This is a genomic window from Enterobacter sp. MGH 24, assembly GCF_000493015.1.
Taxonomy (GTDB): Bacteria; Pseudomonadota; Gammaproteobacteria; order Enterobacterales; family Enterobacteriaceae; genus Enterobacter.
The window spans coordinates 1427726-1445859 of the sequence record NZ_KI535657.1; the positions used below are offsets into that span (position 1 = coordinate 1427726).

Consider the following 18134-nt stretch of genomic DNA (forward strand, 5'->3'; position numbering starts at 1 on the left):
CGCACAAAATTAAACTGTGCCGAACTCGCTTCTCAGAAGGAGATTTAATATGCGTAACTATGATTTATCCCCCCTGCTGCGTCAGTGGATTGGTTTTGACAAACTGGCTAACGCCCTGCAAAGCACCACCGAGCAACAGACGTTTCCGCCGTACAACATCGAAAAAAGCGACGATAACCACTATCGCATTACCCTTGCGCTGGCCGGTTTCCGCCAGGACGATCTGGACATCCAGCTTGAAGGCACTCGCCTGACCGTGAAAGGGTCGCCGGAAAAACAAGAGACCGAGACCAAATGGCTGCATCAGGGGCTGGTTAATCAGCCGTTTAGCCTGAGCTTTACCCTGGCAGACCATATGGAAGTGTCCGGCGCAACGTTTACCAACGGGCTGCTGCATATCGACCTGCTTCGCAACGTGCCGGAAGCCATCGCACCGCAGCGTATCGCCATTAGCGAGCGTCCGGCGTTGAATAGTTAATAGACTTTTTTGCCGGGTGGCGGCTATGCCTTACCCGGCCTACAAATCCTGCCGTTCCTGTAGGTCGGGTAAGGCGCAGCCGCCACCCGACAATACTCACAGACTGCACGAAGCCCTGCCACGGCAGGGCTTTTTTGTGCGCCATCGCCCATACAACCACCCGCGGCTCTGAGAGAATCCTTAGCATAACTAAGGTTATGCCAAGGAAGTGGATCATGAGTGATATCGCGTTAACCGTCAGCGTGTTGGCCCTGGTCGCTGTTGTTGGCCTGTGGATAGGGAATATTAAAATCCGCGGCGTCGGGTTTGGGATCGGCGGGGTGCTGTTTGGCGGTATTTTTGTCGGCCACTTTGCCGACAAGCTCGGGCTGGTCCTCAGCGCCGAAATGCTCCACTTTACTCAGGAGTTCGGCCTGATCCTCTTCGTTTATACCATCGGTATTCAGGTAGGACCGGGGTTTTTCGCCTCGCTTCGGGTCTCCGGATTACGGCTCAACCTGTTTGCCCTCGGCATTGTGGTGATGGGCGGGCTGGTCACCGCGATCCTGCACAAAATCTTCGATATCCCGCTGCCCGTGGTGTTGGGCATTTTCTCCGGGGCGGTCACCAACACGCCTGCGCTCGGCGCCGGGCAGCAAATCCTGCGCGATTTGGGCATTGAACCCGGCATTGTCGACCAGATGGGGATGAGCTACGCCATGGCCTATCCGTTTGGGATTTGCGGCATTCTGCTTTCCATGTGGCTGGTACGCGTCCTGTTTCGCATTAACGTCGAGAAAGAGGCGAAGGATCACGAAACCACGCTCACTAACGGCCATATGCCGATCAAAACCATCAACATTCGGGTCGATAACCCCAACCTGAACAATATGGCGATTCAGGACGTGCCGATCCTGAACAGCGCCAACATCATCTGCTCCCGCCTTAAGCGTGACGATATGCTGATGGTGCCCGCGCCCGGCACCGTCATTCAGCAGGGCGATCTGCTGCACCTGGTCGGCCAGCCCGGGGATTTAAACAACGCGCGGCTGGTGATTGGTCAGGAAGTGGATACCTCTCTCTCAACCCGCGGCACCGATATGCGCGTGGAACGCGTTGTGGTGACTAACGAACACGTTCTTGGCAAGAAAATCCGCGATTTGCAGGTAAAAGAACGCTACGACGTGGTGATCTCCCGCCTTAACCGAGCGGGTGTCGAACTGGTCGCCAGCCCGGAGGCCAGCCTGCAGTTCGGGGATATCCTCAACCTGGTCGGGCGGCCGTCGTCCATTGACGCCGTCGCGGATATGGTGGGTAACGCCCAGCAAAAACTGCAGCAGGTGCAGATGCTGCCGGTGTTTATCGGCATCGGGCTTGGCGTACTGCTCGGCTCTATTCCTGTGTACGTGCCGGGCTTCCCGGTGGCGCTCAAGCTGGGCCTGGCGGGCGGGCCGCTGATTATGGCGCTGATCCTCGGGCGTATCGGCTGTATCGGGAAGCTCTACTGGTTTATGCCGCCGAGCGCCAACCTGGCGCTGCGCGAGCTGGGTATCGTGCTGTTCCTGGCGGTGGTCGGGCTGAAGTCCGGCGGGGATTTTGTCGATACCCTGGTCAAGGGCGAAGGGATGAGCTGGGTCGGTTACGGCATCTTTATCACGGCGATCCCGCTGTTGACGGTGGGAATACTGGCGCGGATGTTCGCCAAAATGAACTACCTGACGCTGTGCGGGATGCTGGCGGGCTCCATGACCGATCCGCCAGCGCTGGCTTTTGCCAACAACCTGCACGCCACCAGCGGTGCGGCCGCGCTCTCCTATGCCACCGTCTATCCGCTGGTGATGTTCCTGCGTATCATCACCCCGCAGCTACTGGCGGTGCTGTTCTGGGGGATGAGCTAGCAGGTCATCCGGGTGGATGCGCCGCAGATGGTAGTCCACCTGGTAATCACTGGTATTTCGGAACATCACGGAATAATTGAGGAACTCGCCGCTGTCGCTGTAGGAAAGGGAGGTGATACGCAGCAGCGGCGTTTGTTCCGGAAGATTCATATAACCCGCCAGCTGTTTATCTGCCAGCACCGGCGTCAGGCTCTCGTAGTTGCCGCTGATGGTGATCCCGCACTCCTTTTCGATGTAATCAAACTTAGACCCTTCAAGATGCGCCAGCGACAGGTTGCGGAACAGCTTCACCGGCATAAAGCTGTCCTCGAGCATCAGCGGCTTCCCGTCCACGTAGCGCACACGCCGGGAAAAATAGATCCGCTCATCCACCTGAATCCGCAGCTGGCTGGCGATGGCGGGCGGGGCGAGCATCACTTCGAACTGCAGCACCTTGCTCTTTACCTCTTTTCCCTGCTGACGCAGCACCTCCACCAGCCCGGTCAGGTTGGTGGTTTCGTGGTGAACGTCTTTGCGTGAGACAAAGGTTCCGCTGCCGTGCCGCCGCTCAACCAGCCCCCAGCTCACCAGCAGATCCAGCGCCTTGCGGATGGTCATTCGCGCCACGCCAAACTCCTGCGCCAGCGCTTTTTCGCCCGGCAGCGGGCTGCCGATGTTGTAGTCCGATGAATTTAGCCGCAGCCGCAACCTGTCGGCAATTGATTTGTAGATCACCAGTAGACCTCTCTGCCCTTATCAGGGCGTGGATTGCATCCTGACATGTCCATATTTACCGCAAAAAGTAGACCTGATTGGTCAAAATAAAACCATGAATGCGATCACGAATCGCAGCGGCACCCCATGTTCGCGCATCAGTAAGTTCTTATGCTCACCTCAGGCCAGCAAAAAACCATAAAGGTCTCTACCCCTACAGGTTGTTTCATGAGGATTTAAAAATGCTCAGTCAAATACAACGTTTTGGCGGTGCCATGTTTACCCCGGTGTTGCTGTTTCCGTTCGCCGGGATCGTGGTGGGAATCGCCATCATGCTTCGCAACCCGCTGTTTGTCGGCGAAGCGCTAACGGCCCCCGATCATCTTTTCGCGCAGATCGTTCACATCATTGAAGAGGGCGGCTGGGCGGTGTTTCGCAATATGCCGCTGATTTTTGCCGTGGGCCTGCCGATTGGCCTGGCGAAGCAGGCGCAGGGCCGCGCCTGTCTGGCGGTGCTGATTAGCTTTCTGACCTGGAACTACTTCATCAACGCGATGGGAATGACCTGGGGCCACTTCTTTGGCGTCGATTTCTCCGCCGAACCCACGGCGGGAAGCGGGCTGGCGATGATTGCCGGGATCAAAACCCTCGATACCAGCATCATCGGCGCCATTGTGATTTCAGGCATCGTCACCGCCATCCACAACCGCTACTTCGACAAGCCGCTGCCGGTCTTCCTGGGGATTTTTCAGGGTAGCTCGTTTGTCGTTATCCTCGCATTCTTCGTCATGATCCCCTGCGCCTGGCTGACGCTGCTGGGCTGGCCGAAAGTGCAGATGGGCATCGAGTCCCTGCAGGCGTTCCTGCGCTCTGCCGGAGCGCTGGGCGTGTGGGTGTATACCTTCCTGGAACGCATTCTGATCCCAACTGGATTGCACCACTTCGTCTACGGTCCGTTCATCTTCGGTCCGGCGGCGGTGGAAGGCGGCATTCAGGTCTACTGGGCGCAGCACCTTCAGGAATTCAGCCAGAGCACCCTGCCGCTGAAAACCCTCTTCCCGGAAGGCGGATTCGCGCTGCACGGCAACTCAAAGGTGTTTGGCTCGGTCGGAATTGCGCTGGCGATCTGGTACACCGCGTCACCGGAAAACCGCGTCAAGGTGGCGGGACTGCTGATCCCGGCCACGCTCACCGCCGTGCTGGTGGGCATTACTGAACCCCTCGAATTTACCTTCCTGTTTATCTCGCCGCTGCTGTTTGCCGTGCACGCCGTGCTGGCAGCCACCATGGCGACGGTGATGTACACCTTCGGCGTCGTGGGGAACATGGGCGGCGGCCTGCTTGACCAGTTTCTGCCGCAAAACTGGATCCCGATGTTCCATAACCACGCCGCGACGGTGTTTACCCAGATCGGCATTGGCGTCTGCTTCACCGGGATTTACTTCGTGGTCTTCAAAACGCTGATTGCGCGTCTGAACCTGAAAACTCCGGGCCGGGAAGAGAGCGAAATCAAACTCTACAGCAAGGCCGACTATAAGGCGGCGCGCGGGCAAACCACCGCCCCGGCGGCGGCCAGCCAGCAGGTTGGGCAGGCAGCCGGATTCCTGCAGGCGCTCGGCGGCGCGGCCAACGTTGAAAGCATCAACAACTGCGCCACCCGCCTGCGTATCACCCTGGTCGATATGGCGAAAACGCAAAGCGATGACGTCTTCAAAGCCCTCGGCGCCCACGGCGTGGTGCGACGCGGCAACGGCATTCAGGTGATTGTCGGCCTGCACGTTCCTCAGGTACGCGACCAGCTGGAATCGCTGATGAAAACTCCTTTAACAAATGAACAAACCACCCTGACAGAGGCTATATCATGAAAAAATTCTCAGTTGTCATTGCAGGCGGCGGCAGTACCTTTACGCCTGGTATCGTCCTGATGCTGTTAGCCAACCGTGACCGTTTCCCGCTGCGCGCGCTGAAGTTCTATGACAACGACGGCGCACGTCAGGAAACCATCGCCGAAGCGTGCAAAATCATCCTCAGGGAGCAGGCGCCGGAGATTGAATTTAGCTACACCACCGACCCTAAAGCGGCGTTTACCGATGTAGATTTCGTGATGGCGCATATCCGCGTGGGCAAATACCCGATGCGCGAAAAAGATGAAAAAATCCCGCTGCGCCACGGCGTGCTGGGCCAGGAAACCTGCGGGCCGGGCGGGATATCCTACGGCATGCGCTCTATCGGCGGCGTGCTGGAGCTGGTGGATTATATGCAGCAGTACTCCCCGAACGCGTGGATGCTGAACTACTCCAACCCGGCGGCGATCGTCGCGGAAGCCACTCGCCGCCTGCGCCCGAACGCCAAAATCCTCAACATTTGCGATATGCCGATCGGCATTGAAGGACGCATGGCGCAGATTGTCGGCCTGAAGGACCGCAAAGAGATGCGCGTGCGCTACTACGGCCTGAACCACTTCGGCTGGTGGACGTCGATTGAAGACCTGAACGGCAACGATCTGATGCCGAAACTGCGCGAATACGTGGCGAAAAACGGCTATGTCCCACCTTCGGAAGATGCGCATACCGAAGCGAGCTGGAACGATACCTTTGCCAAAGCAAAAGACGTGCAGGCGCTGGATCCGGACACCATGCCGAACACCTACCTGAAGTATTACCTTTTCCCGGACTACGTGGTCGCGCACGCCAACCCGGAACGCACCCGCGCCAATGAGGTCATGGATCACCGTGAGAAGCACGTATTCAGTTCCTGCCGGGCGATTATCGAGGCGGGAAAATCCTCCGCCGGTGAGCTGGAAATTGACGAACATGCGTCGTACATCGTCGATCTGGCGACGGCAATTGCCTTTAACACCCAGGAGCGGATGCTGCTGATTGTGCCAAACAACGGGGCCATCCATAACTTTGATGCTGACGCGATGGTAGAAATTCCGTGCCTGGTGGGCCATAACGGGCCGGAGCCGCTCACGGTGGGTGATATTCCACACTTCCAGAAAGGGCTGATGAGCCAGCAGGTGGCGGTGGAAAAACTGGTGGTGGATGCCTGGGAGCAGCGCTCGTACCAGAAACTCTGGCAGGCTATCACCCTGTCGAAAACCGTGCCGAGCGCGTCCGTTGCGAAAGCGATTCTGGATGACCTGATCGAGGCCAACAAAGCGTACTGGCCAGAGCTGCATTAATCGTCCTGACCGGCATCGCCCGATGCCGGTCTCCTTGTCCTTGTCGATTTACGCTATGCTGAAGCCTGCCCGTAGCACGACAAGGAACCTTCATGAAAATTTCCCGCCTCGGCGAAGCGCCGGACTACCGCTTCTCGCTGGCTAATGAACGCACTTTTTTAGCGTGGATCCGCACCGCGCTGGGCTTTCTTGCCGCAGGGGTGGGCCTCGATCAGCTCGCGCCCGATTTCGCCACGCCGCTGATCCGTGAAGTGCTGGCGCTGCTGCTGTGCCTGTTCGCGGGCGTGCTGGCGATTTACGGCTATCTGCGCTGGCTGCGCAATGAGAAGGCGATGCGTCTGAAGCAGGATCTGCCCTATACGCGCGGGCTGCTGATCGTCAGCACGATTCTGCTGACGGTGGCGGGTGTGGTGATGGTGCTGGTGTTTTATGGCGGATAGCCGCAAAGCGCGACGTGAAGCGGACCCCGGCCTGCAGCCGGAGCGGACGTCACTCGCCTGGCTGCGCACGCTGCTGGGGTATGGCGCGCTGATTGCCCTGGCGATTAAGCACAACTGGCACCGCACGGGGATGCCGTTCTGGATCTCGCTTATCGTGCTGGCGCTGGTGGCGATTATTTTATGGCGCTATACCCGCAGCCGTAACCTGATGGACGTGGCGAAGAGCGATTTTGTGCAACCGAAAGCGGTGCGCGATAAGTTCCTGATCGCGCTCGCTGTTCTCTCGCTGTCATTGTTGTTTGCGGTAACCCACATTCAACAAATTTTGCAGCTGTAGGCCGGGTAAGGCGCAGCCGCCACCCGGCATCATTACTTCCCTTTAGCCAGATACTTTGCCATCTCGTCTTCTGGCACCATGCCGCCACCGGTCGCCCAGACCAGGTGCGTGGAATTGGCATCCGCCTGCACGCGCAGCGGTCCGGCCATCCCTGCCAGCGCCGACGGCTCCAGGCGAATCCCTTCCTCCTGCGCCAGCCAGCCGAGCATGTCGTACATGCTCTGATCGGAAAGCGTATAGAACCCGTCGAGCAGGCGCTCCATCGCGCGGCCCACGAAGCCGGACGCGCGCCCTACCGCCAGACCGTCCGCTGCCGTCACGTTATCAATGCCCAGATCCTGCACCGCAATCTCATCGTGCAGGCCGGTGTAGACGCCGAGCAGCATGCACGGGGAGTGCGTTGGCTCCGCGAAGAAGCAGTGGACGTTATCGCCAAAGGCCAGCTTCAGGCCAAACGCCACGCCCCCAGGGCCGCCGCCAACGCCGCAGGGCAGGTAGACGTACAGGGGATGATCGGCATCCACCACGCGGCCCTGTTCGGCAAACTGTGCCTTCAGGCGCTCGCCTGCAACGGCGTAGCCCAGGAAAAGGGTGCGGGAGTTTTCATCGTCAATGAAGAAACAGTTCGGATCGCTTTCCGCCGCTTTTCGTCCCTGCTCCACCGCCACGCCGTAATCCTGCTCATATTCCACGACGATGACGCCGTGGCTGCGTAGTTTGGCTTTCTTCCACTCGCGGGCGTCGGCAGACATATGTACCGTCACCTTAAAGCCGATGCGGGCGCTCATAATCCCGATAGACATCCCGAGGTTGCCTGTAGAGCCTACCGCAATGCTGTACTGGCTGAAGAAGTCCTTAAAGCGCGGTTCCAGCAGAACGCTGTAGTCGTCTTCAACGCTCAGCAATCCGGCCTCCAGCGCCAGTTTTTCCGCATGGGTCAGCACCTCATAGATACCGCCGCGCGCTTTGATCGAGCCGGAAATCGGTAGATGGCTGTCTTTTTTCAGCAGCAGGGTGCCGGGAATAGACTTAGCAGATTCTTTCTCCAGCCGCGCCTGCATTGCCGGAATGGCGACCAGCTCGGATTCAATAATCCCGCCTGTGGCGGCCGTCTCCGGGAAGGCTTTTGCCAGATACGGCGCGAAGCGTTTCAGGCGAGCGTGCGCGTCGTCCACGTCGGCTTTAGTCAGCCCGACATAGGGCAGTCCTTCCGCCAGCGTGGTGGTACGCGGGTTAAGCCAGGTGGTTTCTTTCAGGGCAATCAGATCCTCAACCAGAGGAAACTGTGCGGTTAAAGTAGTGATAGTTGCGTTTTCCATAATACGTCTCTTCGCGCTCAGATAATGAAGGAAAGCAGGAATGTGCCGCCAAGTGCAAGCACCGAGGCGATAAACGTCGCCGTCGTATAGTATTTGAAGGTCTCATTCAGGGTCGCGCCGCAGTACTGCTTCACCAGCCAGAAGAGGGAATCGGTCACGATCGTGCAGCCAATGGCGCCGGAACCGATGGCAATGGTGATGATCTCCGGGCTGACGTTTGGGTAGAGCGGCAGCATAGGCGCGACTATCGCCGTGGCGCCCATCATCGCCACCGTGGCGGAGCCAACGGCAGCATGCAGCACCAGCGCCACCAGCCAGGCGAGCAGGATAGGGTGCATGTGCAGGTTAGAGAGAATATGCGCCAGCGAGTCCGCCAGTCCGCTGGTTTTCAGGATGGCGTTAAACGCGCCGCCCGCGCCGATAATCAGCAAAATGTTGGCGATAGAGCCGAAGCCGTGCTCCGTATGCGTCAGCATCGTGCCCATGCCCATATGCTGGCGGATCCCCAGCAGGTAGTAGGCGACAAACACGGCGATAAACATGGCGGTGATCGGGTTGCCGATAAATTCAAGCAGCGTATACAGCGTGCCTTCTTTTGCCATATTCAGCTCGGCGAGGGTTTTCACCAGCATCAGGGCAATCGGCAGCAGCACCGTGAACAGCGTGGCGCCCAGCGACGGCAGGGTGTGCTCTTCCCGCACCTTCAGGTCTGAAAATTCCGCCGGAACCGGTTTAAACGGCAGACGATTGCCGAGCAGTTTCAGGAACAGCGGGCCACCGACCAGCGAGGCCATCAGGCCTACCATCAAACCGTAGACAATGACCGTTCCGACGTCCGCGCCTAATTTATTGGTCACAAACAGCGCGGCCGGATGCGGCGGCACCACGCAGTGCACCGCCATCAGCGCGGTACAGAGCGGAATGGCCAGCTTGAGCAGCGACGTGTTGGTCTTTTTGGCGATGGAAAACGCCAGCGGGATCAACAGTACCACGCCCACTTCCACGAACAGTGTGATACCGCAGATAAGGCCCACCAGCACCATAATCACGTCCGCCGACAGCCAGCGGCAGCGCTGCAACGTAATCCCGATGCGCTCGGCCGCGCCGGAAACCTCCATCATCTTGCCGAGAATGGTGCCCAGACCAATCACCGCCGCCAGGAAGCCCAGCGTACCGCCAATTCCGCTCTCAATGGCGTTCACCATATCCAGCGGGCTCATCCCCATCATCGCGCCGACGAAAAAGCTCGCCAGCAGCAGCGCGAGGAACGGGTGAAACTTCAGTTTTACGATGGTTAAAACAATCAACACAATGCTGACCAGCAGCGTTGCCACAACCCAGACCTGAGATCCCATATCTCACCTCACCCTTATGTCATCTGGGGGTATTGGACGAAAAATCGTCGTGGGCTGACAAACGATATAAATTGGCGTTCAGGTGAGCCAGATTGGATCAACTGAGTGACTACGTTCTAAAAAACGCACCTAATCCGTATTAGGTTCACATAAATTCACCCTGAAGCGGTATGCTGAGTGCAGAAACTACGCGTGAGAATTGTGATGACCGATGCAAATGAAGCCAGAAACCGGCTGTTAAACGGCTGGCAGCTGTCGAAAATGTATACCTTTGAAGTAGCCGCCCGGCATGAGTCCTTCGCGCTGGCGGCGGAGGAGCTGTCGCTCAGTCCCAGCGCGGTGAGCCACCGCATCAACCTGCTGGAAGAGGAGTTGGGCATTCAGCTGTTCGTCCGCTCGCACCGGAAAGTCGAGCTGACGCAAGAGGGAAAGCGCGTTTACTGGACGCTGAAATCGTCCCTCGACACCCTGAATCAGGAGATCCTGGATATCAAAAACCAGGCGCTGTCAGGTACGCTAACGGTGTACTCCCGCCCGTCGATTGCCCAGTGCTGGCTGGTGCCCATGCTGGGGGACTTTACCCGCCGCTATCCGTCGATTTCACTCACCATCCTGACCGGCAATGATTACGTCAATATGCAGCGAACGGGCGTCGATCTGGCACTCTATTTCGACGATACGCCGCCAAACCACCTCTCTCATCACTTCCTGATGGACGAGGAGATTTTGCCCGTCTGCTCGCCGCAGTATGCCCGCGAGCATGAGCTGCTGAAAAACCCCGAGAACCTCAGCCACTGCACGCTGCTGCATGACCGCCAGGCCTGGAGCAATGATTCCGGCACGGACGAGTGGCTGAGCTGGGCGCAGCACTTTGCGATGAATATGCGGCCATCGTCGGGCATTGGGTTCGATCGTTCCGATTTGGCGATTATTGCGGCCATTAACCACGTAGGCATCGCGATGGGGAGAAAGCGGCTGGTGCAGAAGCGGCTGGAACGGGGCGAGCTGATCGCCCCGTTTGGTGAAAAGACCCTGAAATGCCATCAGCACTATTATGTCTCGACGCTTTCTGGCCGCCAGTGGCCGAAAATAGACGCCTTTATCGGCTGGCTGAGAGAACTGGCAGGTTGAAGAATTATTACGCTTTCGCTCTACACCAAATGTGAAAAAGCGTGCTAAATACAGGTAATGCTTTCGATTTATCCAGGGTAAACCGTGTTAAAGCCTTTTATTGCCTCTGCATTACTGATCTTTTCCGGCTGGGCGATTGCCGCTGAGCCGCCGCTGACGGCTGCCCATTATGCGCAGCAGCTGGGCGTCGGGATGGATGTGGACTGGGCGCGCACCGAGCGCGGCATACGCGAATTCGACCCGCTGGTGGTACGCGATTTTCGTGCAAAAGGTATTACCCACGTGCGCATTCGCGTGGCCGATGAGCCGACGGAAGCGCGGCTGATCCACCTGCGCAAGCTGGTGGAAGCCTGCGAGCAGTATGGCGTGATCCCGATAATCGCTTATCAGGCCGATGAATATAAAAACGACCCTAAAGCCGATAACGAGAAAGAGACGATCAACTGGTGGATTGCCGTGGCGCACTATTTCGGTCAGAGCTACCCGCTGCTGGGTTTTGATCTCATTTATGAGCCAGCCGACAAGCTTAACCACAACCTCGCGTCGCTAAACCGCGTGTATGAAAAAACCATTAAAGCGATCCACGACATGGACCCGCAGCGCATGATCTTTATTGCGCCGCGCCTGCGTGCCGTGCCGGAGGATTTATCCAGCCTGAAGCTGCCCGCGCACAGTCAAAACTACCTGCTGGCGGAGTGGCATATTTTCCCGTGGGGGCCGCTGAAAAACAGCGGTAAATACCCGTGGACGTCCGGCACGGTGGCGGAGAAAGAGGCTATCCATAATCGCATCAATACCGCGCTGCGCTGGCAGCAAAAAACCGGACACGTTAGCTGGGTCGGAGGCTGGGGCGTAGGGGAGTCAAACCACCTCACGCCAACCGCTTCGCAAATGGCCTTCGCTACCTTTATGGCCTGCGAGCTGCAAAAGGCGAAAATCCCCTATGCGCTTAACGCGGATTTTCAGTTTTACGACGGGGAAGAGGGCGCCTGGCGGCCAGCGCCAGAGCCGTTATTGCAGGCGATGATTGCGCCCGTCTGTGAAAAACCCGGCGAGAAGCCGGGCCATCATGCGGTTAAACCGGCTGCTCGTGATGCGGGACGCGTGACGCCAGCGGCAGCCAGCACAGTAAAATCAGCAGCCCCATCAGCGTCATCAGCAGGCCCAAACTAGCCTGCCCGGTCTGTGGCATCATCGCTGAAAGCCAGGCCAGCGCGCCGGAACCGATGTTCTGCAAACCGCCCACCAGCGCGCCCGCCGTACCTGCAAGGAACGGGAACGGCTCCATCGCGCCGCTGGTGGCGAGCGGGAACAGCATTCCCGCGCCGAAGAAGAACAGCGCAGCCGGGATGAGCAGCGTCCAGACCGACATCACGTCAAATAGCCCTGGGATCCACATCATCAGACCCGCCAGCAGGCAGCTGATCACCGACTGCCACATCAGGGTGGAGAAGCGTTTGTTCGGACGTCCGGCAAACCACGCGCCGAAGAACGCCGCCGGGATCGGCAGAATAAACAGAATACTCACCACCATACTGCTCAGCCCAAGACCTGCGCCCAGCAGCACGCCGGAGCAGGCTTCGAACACCGCAATGCCCGCCAGGCCGCCAATCAGCATCAGCAGATAGCAGGTAAACGCGCCGTTACCGAACAGCGTCTTATAGCTGGTAATGAGCTTCGTGCGCGGCGCGTCCTGCGGACGCGTTTCCGGCATCCAGCGCGCCATGCTGAAGGTGACAATGATGCACAGCACCAGCAGGAAGGCGTAGCAGGCGCGCCAGGACCAAACCGTGTCCAGCAGGCCGCCAATCAGCGGGGCCAGCAGCGGGCTGACCAGAATACCCATATTCAACAGGCTGTTGGCATGGCGGAGCTGCGTACCCTGATACATATCGCGCGGTAAGGTACGCGCCATCACCCCGCCGACGCCGGTCCCAACGCCCTGTAGGGCGCTGGCGGCAATCAGTACGGTCAGACTGTGGGTGGTAATGGCAATTACCGTCGCCGCCATGAAAATACTCATGCCCACCAGGATCACCGGGCGACGCCCGACGCGGTCGGACAGCGGGCCGTAGAAGAGTTGCGAAACGCCATAGGTCAGCAGGTAGGCTGCCATTACGCTCTGCACCGCGCCCTCACGGACGTTTAATTCCTTTGCCATGTCGGCAATCGCCGGAATGTAGATGGTTTGCGCCATCTGACCGACGGCCACCAGTAACACCAGCATCAACAATAAGTTAACGTTCCTTTGTTTTTTCATGTCGCTGAATACTTTTGCCAAAAGAGAAAAATGAAGAATAAGTGACTGCGCATTCCCATAAATGCGCGAGGAATCTACCACAGAGAGATGACAATTTAAGCATTGTCGTGGTGAATGAAAAAAATGGGGAAGGCAGGATTTGTAAACAAGAACGGCAACTAATGTTGCCAGTGATCTACGCCAGACGCAGCAGAATAGCGCCGCCAGCAATGCCCAGCGCCGCCACGATGCGTAGGCCCGCAACCTTCTCTTTTAAAAGGACAAACGCGATCAGTGCCCCAAAGAGAATTGAGGTTTCACGCAGCGCCGCGACCACTGCCAGCGGGGCCTGCGTCATTGCCCACAGCGCCAGACCGTAAGATCCCATGGTGCCAACGCCGCCGAGCAGCCCCTTTTTCCAGTGCAGGCGCAGGTAGCCGGACGCCTCACGTCGACGCGCCACCATCGCCCAGCTTAGCAGGCAGAAGCCGTTCATAAAGAAGGTCCACAGCGTATAGCCCAGCGCGGTGTCTGACAGCCGCACCCCGGTGCCGTCCACCAGCGTGTAGCCGGCAATAAAACAGGCGTTCAGCAGCGCCAGCCAGATCCCTTTGCGCGACTGCATGCGCCCGTTCATCGCCATCGCCAGAATCGACAGGCAAATTACCCCGATCCCGGACCAGGCGAGCCAGGAGAGACGATCGCCGAGCGCCAGAACGCTGATCAGCGCCACCAGCAGCGGGGCGGTGCCGCGCATCAGCGGATAGGTTTGGCTCATATCGGAGACCTGATAGGTCTTCGCTACCAGCACGGTGTAGACCACCTGTAAGGCGCAGGAGACTAACAAAAACGGCCAGCTTGCGGCAGAAGGCTGTGGTGAAAACGGCAGTAAAACCAGAGCGATAACCGTGGCGGAGCCGCTGACGCTAATCGCGGAATAGAGCTTGTCCGTTCCGGCTTTGACGATGGCGTTCCAGCTGGCATGCAGCAGCGCGGCGAAGAGCAAAATGCAGAATACGGTGATGGTCATGGCGTATCGGATGATGAATTGTCACTCAACTGTAACATTCACATCCTGATGCTGCCAGCCGGTTACACCGCACAAAAAAGGCGGTGTGTCACCCGCGCTTCGTCTGAGACCAGCGTAAAACCCGCTTGATGATAAAATCCGTAGGCGCTGTCCGGCGCGTGGGTATTCAGAAAATCAAACCAGATGCTGGCATCGGCCATTACCACGGTTAAAAGCTGCTTGCCAATGCCCAGCCCGCGGCACTTCTCGCTGACGTAGAGATGGCGAATACGTCCGGCGCGCGGCTGCTGGCTGAAAGGATCGCGATTCAGACCGCACACGCCCACCAGCTTGCCGTTGAGAAACGCCCCCAGCAGCTTTTCGCCCGGTGCGTTAAAGCGGTTCTCACCCCGCTGCCAGTTCTCTTCCAGCCTGCGCAGCATGTTAAAATTCAATGCGATACTTTCAGCCTTCAGGGCAATATACCCCGGCTCATCCGGTGTGACAGGCTCAATTAACAGACGCGACATAGCATTCCCTCGTTATTAAAGAGGGGCGGTTACCCGCCCCTCTCAGGTGCGACTTGAACCTGAATTACCGAAGGAATTTCAGGACAGCATCAAGCAGTTGCAGTACAGCAACAATGAGTTTGAGGATAAGTATCACCATATCCACTACGCTCATACGCGTCTCCTTTTGGTTAAAAGGAGCACGATGCTGGCGTACCTTTCCGCCGCCTGTTGCCAGCACCTGGATTGACGTAACACAGTGTGCTCACTTCAGGGGTTAAGGCACTGACGGCACCACCCGTTTCAGCCAGGACTTCGTTGCGCCGGTAGAACTGCGGCCCCCTCGCTCACTGCGAACACCCTCAGTATAGATAAATACTGTATGCATGAACAGTATTTTATGGACAAAATTTGGAAGGCGATCCATACTCAAAAAAGTCAAAATCCGTGCCGGAATTGCGCGTTCGTCTTCGATCGCGTATACTTTTTGCGTTGACGTAACACAGTGTGTTCTGCGGCGACCAACCGCAAAACCCTGATAAAAACCTCGCTTAGGCGGGGTTTTTTGTTTTCTGGTCTGCCCATAAAAAGATGTCTGTTGACTTATTGGCAACGGATGTCATCATTGCCATAATGGCAACGGACGCGGCAGGCATGCAGTATGCATTTAATCTCTATGAAAGCTATTTTGGATGCGGTAACCCAGTTTCCCCAGCATAAGGAATATGACCGTTTTACGGAGAAACATCGCACTAAGGGGAAGAAATGATGATCGTCGCTGATGCAATAAAAGCTACGCATGCCCTTGTTGCGGCCGTTCCTTTACTGGGTGAACAGCCGAGCGAGAGGGATTACAAGGATGCGCTTGAGCTGGTTGAGTATCTCCTTATGAACGAGCCCGATAGCCCCTTGCTGGATATTGTGTGCGCCAGGATTAGCCGTTACGAAGCCAGTCGGCCAGAGATAGTCGCATTACGTAAGGAGATGGAGTCCGTCCCCGTCGGTATTGCGGTTTTAAGAACCTTGATGGATCAGTACAACCTGACGATATCGGATTTTCAGGATGAAATTGGCAGTAAATCGATGGTTTCACGGGTTCTGAATGGCCAGAGACAGCTTACTCTGAACCATATTAAAAAGCTGGCGGCCAGATTTGGGGTATCACCTGCTCTGTTTATTGAGTGAGTAAAAACCGACTTTTTGAGTGTCATCACTCAACAAACGAAACGTGATCCCTGACGCATTTTTGCGCAGATGAAAATATTTCCATTGTCACGCCCGAAAACCTGTGTTTGTATAAATTCAATCAATGAATCCAAACACAGGTCCCCAATGACTTCATCCATCTTCACTTCGACCCTACTAAAAACTGCGCAACCTGCCGCAGTGGTCGTCGTGCGTGTGGTGGTGGTCGTCGGCAATGCGCCGTAGGGACTGGATCAACACACGAATCCAAAACCCCGCCGGCGCAAACCGGGCGGGGTTTTTTGTTTAGGACCCTCCCCGGAAGGCTGGCTCAGAAGAAAAGGACTGGAGCATGGCAAGTTCGGGCACGACATCCACAAAGACGCGTTTTACTGGCGCGCAGCTGATTGTTCATTTACTGGAACGGCAGGGCATCACTACGGTTGCGGGTATCCCGGGCGGCACGGTGCTGCCGCTGTACGATGCGTTAAGCCAAAGCACGAAGATCCGCCACGTGCTGGCGCGCCACGAGCAGGGGGCAGGCTTTATTGCTCAGGGCATGGCGCGTACGCAGGGCAAACCGGCGGTCTGTATGGCCTGCAGCGGCCCGGGTGCAACCAACCTGGTCACCGCCATTGCCGACGCGCGTCTCGACTCGATTCCGCTGATCTGCATTACCGGCCAGGTACCGTCCTCGATGATCGGCACCGATGCGTTCCAGGAAGTGGATACCTACGGCATCTCTATCCCCATCACCAAACATAACTATTTAGTTCGCGATATCAGCGAGCTGCCTCAGGTTATCAGCGATGCGTTCCGCATTGCGCAGTCTGGCCGCCCGGGCCCGGTGTGGATAGACATTCCTAAGGATGTCCAGACCGCAGAGATCGAGATAGACGTTCTGCCGGAGCCGGGCGACCGTGCCCCCGCGCCAGAATTCAGCGCTGAGAGCGTGCGCGATGCTGCCGCCATGATTAACGCCGCCAAACGTCCGGTACTCTATCTGGGCGGCGGGGCGATTAACGCCGCGGATGAAATTCGTCAGTTCGCCGAAAAAGCCAACCTGCCGACCACCATGACCCTGATGGCGCTGGGCATGCTGCCTAAAGCGCACCCATTGTCATTAGGCATGCTGGGCATGCACGGCGCGCGCAGCACCAACTACATCCTGCAAGAGGCGGATTTGCTGATTGTTATGGGGGCGCGTTTTGATGACCGGGCGATTGGCAAAACCGAACAGTTCTGCCCGAACGCGCAGATCATTCACGTGGATATCGACCGCGCCGAGCTGGGTAAAATCAAGCAGCCGCACGTGGCGATTCAGGGCGACGTGGCCGAAGTGCTGGCGCAGCTGATCCCGCAAACCGCAGCAACCGACCGCGCCGACTGGCGTCAGCTGGTGGCCGATCTGCAGCGCGAGTTCCCGGGCGCCATCCCAACCGAAGGCGACCCGCTGAGCCACTACGGGCTGATCAACGCCGTGGCCGCCTGCGTGGACGACAGCGCGATTATCACCACCGACGTGGGCCAGCATCAGATGTGGACCGCTCAGGCCTACCCGCTGAACCGTCCGCGCCAGTGGCTGACCTCCGGCGGTCTCGGCACTATGGGCTTCGGCCTGCCGGCGGCAGTCGGGGCGGCGCTGGCGAATCCGGACCGCAAGGTGATCTGCTTCTCCGGCGACGGTAGCCTGATGATGAACATTCAGGAAATGGCGACCGCGGCCGAAAACCAGTTAGACGTGAAAATCATCCTGATGAACAACGAGGCGCTGGGTCTGGTGCACCAGCAGCAGAGCCTGTTCTACAAGCAGGGCGTGTTTGCCGCGACCTATCCGGGGATGATTAACTTTATGCAGATTGCCGCCGGCTTTGGCCTGCACACCTGCGATCTGAACGCCGAAGAGGATGCCCACGCGGCGCTGCAGGCGGCGATTTCTCGCCCCGGCCCGGCGCTGATCCACGTCCGTATCGACCCTGAACAAAAAGTGTATCCGATGGTGCCGCCGGGTGCGGCAAATACTGAGATGGTGGGAGAATAAGCCATGCAGAAACAACATGATAACGTCATTCTGGAACTCACCGTCCGCAACCATCCTGGCGTCATGACGCACGTCTGCGGGCTATTTGCCCGCCGCGCGTTTAACGTTGAAGGCATTCTCTGTCTGCCGATTCAGGGCAGCGAGCACAGCCGCATCTGGCTACTGGTTAACGATGACCAGCGTCTGGAGCAAATGATGGCGCAGATCGACAAGCTGGAAGATGTCACTAAAGTGGCGCGCAACCAGTCCGATCCCACCATGTTTAACAAAATTGCGGTGTTTTTCGAGTAAATCACTTAAGGTAAGAGGCTTTTGCCGGATGGCGCTGCGCTTATCC

General features: G+C 57.7%; 19 protein-coding genes. 12 read left to right on the top strand and 7 right to left on the bottom strand.

What is annotated here, in order from left to right:
• Positions 1 to 49: 49 nt before the first annotated feature.
• A complete protein-coding gene (gene ibpB / locus L370_RS15045) occupies positions 50 to 478 on the top strand; it encodes a small heat shock chaperone IbpB (RefSeq protein ID WP_023333939.1) in 429 nt (142 codons plus the stop codon).
• Between the two features lie 215 nt (positions 479 to 693).
• Positions 694 to 2355: a putative transporter gene (locus tag L370_RS15040; protein ID WP_023333940.1), complete on the top strand. Its 1662-nt coding sequence runs from the start codon at positions 694 to 696 to the stop codon at positions 2353 to 2355.
• Here L370_RS15040 and L370_RS15035 read toward each other — a convergent pair.
• Positions 2323 to 3069 carry a GntR family transcriptional regulator gene (locus L370_RS15035; protein ID WP_023333941.1) on the bottom strand — a complete coding sequence of 249 codons (747 nt, stop codon included), beginning with the start codon at positions 3067 to 3069 and terminating at the stop codon, positions 2323 to 2325. The genes L370_RS15040 and L370_RS15035 overlap by 33 nt on opposite strands.
• A 221-nt stretch (positions 3070 to 3290) precedes the next feature.
• On the opposite strand from L370_RS15035, the gene L370_RS15030 reads away from it, so the two are divergent.
• The 4 genes from L370_RS15030 to L370_RS15015 all read left to right on the top strand — a co-directional run bounded on the left by L370_RS15030 (position 3291) and on the right by L370_RS15015 (position 7009).
• Positions 3291 to 4913 (top strand): alpha-glucoside-specific PTS transporter subunit IIBC, encoded by a 1623-nt coding sequence (locus L370_RS15030; RefSeq protein WP_023333942.1) that lies wholly within the window; start codon positions 3291 to 3293, stop codon positions 4911 to 4913.
• Positions 4910 to 6232, top strand: coding sequence for a 6-phospho-alpha-glucosidase (locus L370_RS15025; RefSeq protein ID WP_023333943.1), 1323 nt, complete (start codon positions 4910 to 4912; stop codon positions 6230 to 6232). Before L370_RS15030 ends, L370_RS15025 begins: the two co-directional genes overlap by 4 nt.
• Before the next feature lie 92 nt (positions 6233 to 6324).
• Complete coding sequence (locus tag L370_RS15020) at positions 6325 to 6672, top strand: YidH family protein (RefSeq protein WP_023333944.1); 348 nt, start codon at positions 6325 to 6327, stop codon at positions 6670 to 6672.
• Positions 6662 to 7009: a DUF202 domain-containing protein gene (locus tag L370_RS15015; protein WP_023333945.1), complete on the top strand. Its 348-nt coding sequence runs from the start codon at positions 6662 to 6664 to the stop codon at positions 7007 to 7009. The genes L370_RS15020 and L370_RS15015 overlap by 11 nt, the downstream gene beginning before the upstream one ends.
• Before the next feature lie 32 nt (positions 7010 to 7041).
• Here the strand turns inward: L370_RS15015 and dsdA are convergent, their stop codons facing one another.
• Together dsdA and dsdX are read right to left on the bottom strand one after the other, a co-directional pair.
• The gene (gene dsdA / locus L370_RS15010; protein WP_023333946.1) at positions 7042 to 8328 is read right to left on the bottom strand and encodes a D-serine ammonia-lyase; all 1287 of its coding nucleotides are present in this window, start codon (positions 8326 to 8328) and stop codon (positions 7042 to 7044) included.
• A gap of 17 nt (positions 8329 to 8345) precedes the next feature.
• Positions 8346 to 9683: a D-serine transporter DsdX gene (dsdX, locus tag L370_RS15005; protein ID WP_023333947.1), complete on the bottom strand. Its 1338-nt coding sequence runs from the start codon at positions 9681 to 9683 to the stop codon at positions 8346 to 8348.
• A gap of 204 nt (positions 9684 to 9887) precedes the next feature.
• Here dsdX and dsdC point away from each other — a divergent pair, with 204 nt between their 5' ends.
• Positions 9888 to 10814: a DNA-binding transcriptional regulator DsdC gene (gene dsdC, locus L370_RS15000; protein WP_023333948.1), complete on the top strand. Its 927-nt coding sequence runs from the start codon at positions 9888 to 9890 to the stop codon at positions 10812 to 10814.
• An 84-nt stretch (positions 10815 to 10898) separates the two neighbouring features.
• Positions 10899 to 11987: a cellulase family glycosylhydrolase gene (locus L370_RS14995; RefSeq protein WP_023333949.1), complete on the top strand. Its 1089-nt coding sequence runs from the start codon at positions 10899 to 10901 to the stop codon at positions 11985 to 11987.
• On the opposite strand, the gene emrD is transcribed toward L370_RS14995, so the two are convergent.
• From emrD to tisB, 4 genes are all read right to left on the bottom strand, one after another.
• Positions 11890 to 13074 carry a multidrug efflux MFS transporter EmrD gene (gene emrD / locus L370_RS14990; RefSeq protein ID WP_032640336.1) on the bottom strand — a complete coding sequence of 395 codons (1185 nt, stop codon included), beginning with the start codon at positions 13072 to 13074 and terminating at the stop codon, positions 11890 to 11892. The two genes, L370_RS14995 and emrD, sit on opposite strands and share 98 nt — an antisense overlap.
• 175 nt (positions 13075 to 13249) lie before the next feature.
• Positions 13250 to 14083 (bottom strand): EamA family transporter, encoded by an 834-nt coding sequence (locus tag L370_RS14985; RefSeq protein ID WP_023333951.1) that lies wholly within the window; start codon positions 14081 to 14083, stop codon positions 13250 to 13252.
• 62 nt (positions 14084 to 14145) lie between these two features.
• Entirely contained in the window at positions 14146 to 14592 is a 447-nt protein-coding gene (locus L370_RS14980) for a GNAT family N-acetyltransferase (RefSeq protein ID WP_023333952.1), read from the bottom strand.
• 64 nt (positions 14593 to 14656) lie between these two features.
• On the bottom strand, positions 14657 to 14746 hold the full coding sequence (gene tisB / locus L370_RS22625) for a type I toxin-antitoxin system toxin TisB (RefSeq protein ID WP_023309830.1): 90 nt from the start codon (positions 14744 to 14746) through the stop codon (positions 14657 to 14659).
• Between the two features lie 590 nt (positions 14747 to 15336).
• Here tisB and L370_RS14975 point away from each other — a divergent pair.
• From L370_RS14975 to ilvN, 4 genes are all read left to right on the top strand, one after another.
• Positions 15337 to 15756 (top strand): helix-turn-helix domain-containing protein, encoded by a 420-nt coding sequence (locus L370_RS14975; protein ID WP_023333953.1) that lies wholly within the window; start codon positions 15337 to 15339, stop codon positions 15754 to 15756.
• Between the two features lie 147 nt (positions 15757 to 15903).
• Positions 15904 to 16002 carry an ilvB operon leader peptide IvbL gene (ivbL, locus tag L370_RS23365; protein ID WP_057979964.1) on the top strand — a complete coding sequence of 33 codons (99 nt, stop codon included), beginning with the start codon at positions 15904 to 15906 and terminating at the stop codon, positions 16000 to 16002.
• 106 nt (positions 16003 to 16108) lie between these two features.
• Positions 16109 to 17797 carry an acetolactate synthase large subunit gene (ilvB, locus tag L370_RS14970; RefSeq protein ID WP_023333954.1) on the top strand — a complete coding sequence of 563 codons (1689 nt, stop codon included), beginning with the start codon at positions 16109 to 16111 and terminating at the stop codon, positions 17795 to 17797.
• A 3-nt stretch (positions 17798 to 17800) separates the two neighbouring features.
• Positions 17801 to 18088: an acetolactate synthase small subunit gene (ilvN, locus tag L370_RS14965; protein WP_010426528.1), complete on the top strand. Its 288-nt coding sequence runs from the start codon at positions 17801 to 17803 to the stop codon at positions 18086 to 18088.
• The last annotated feature ends 46 nt before the right edge of the window (positions 18089 to 18134 follow it).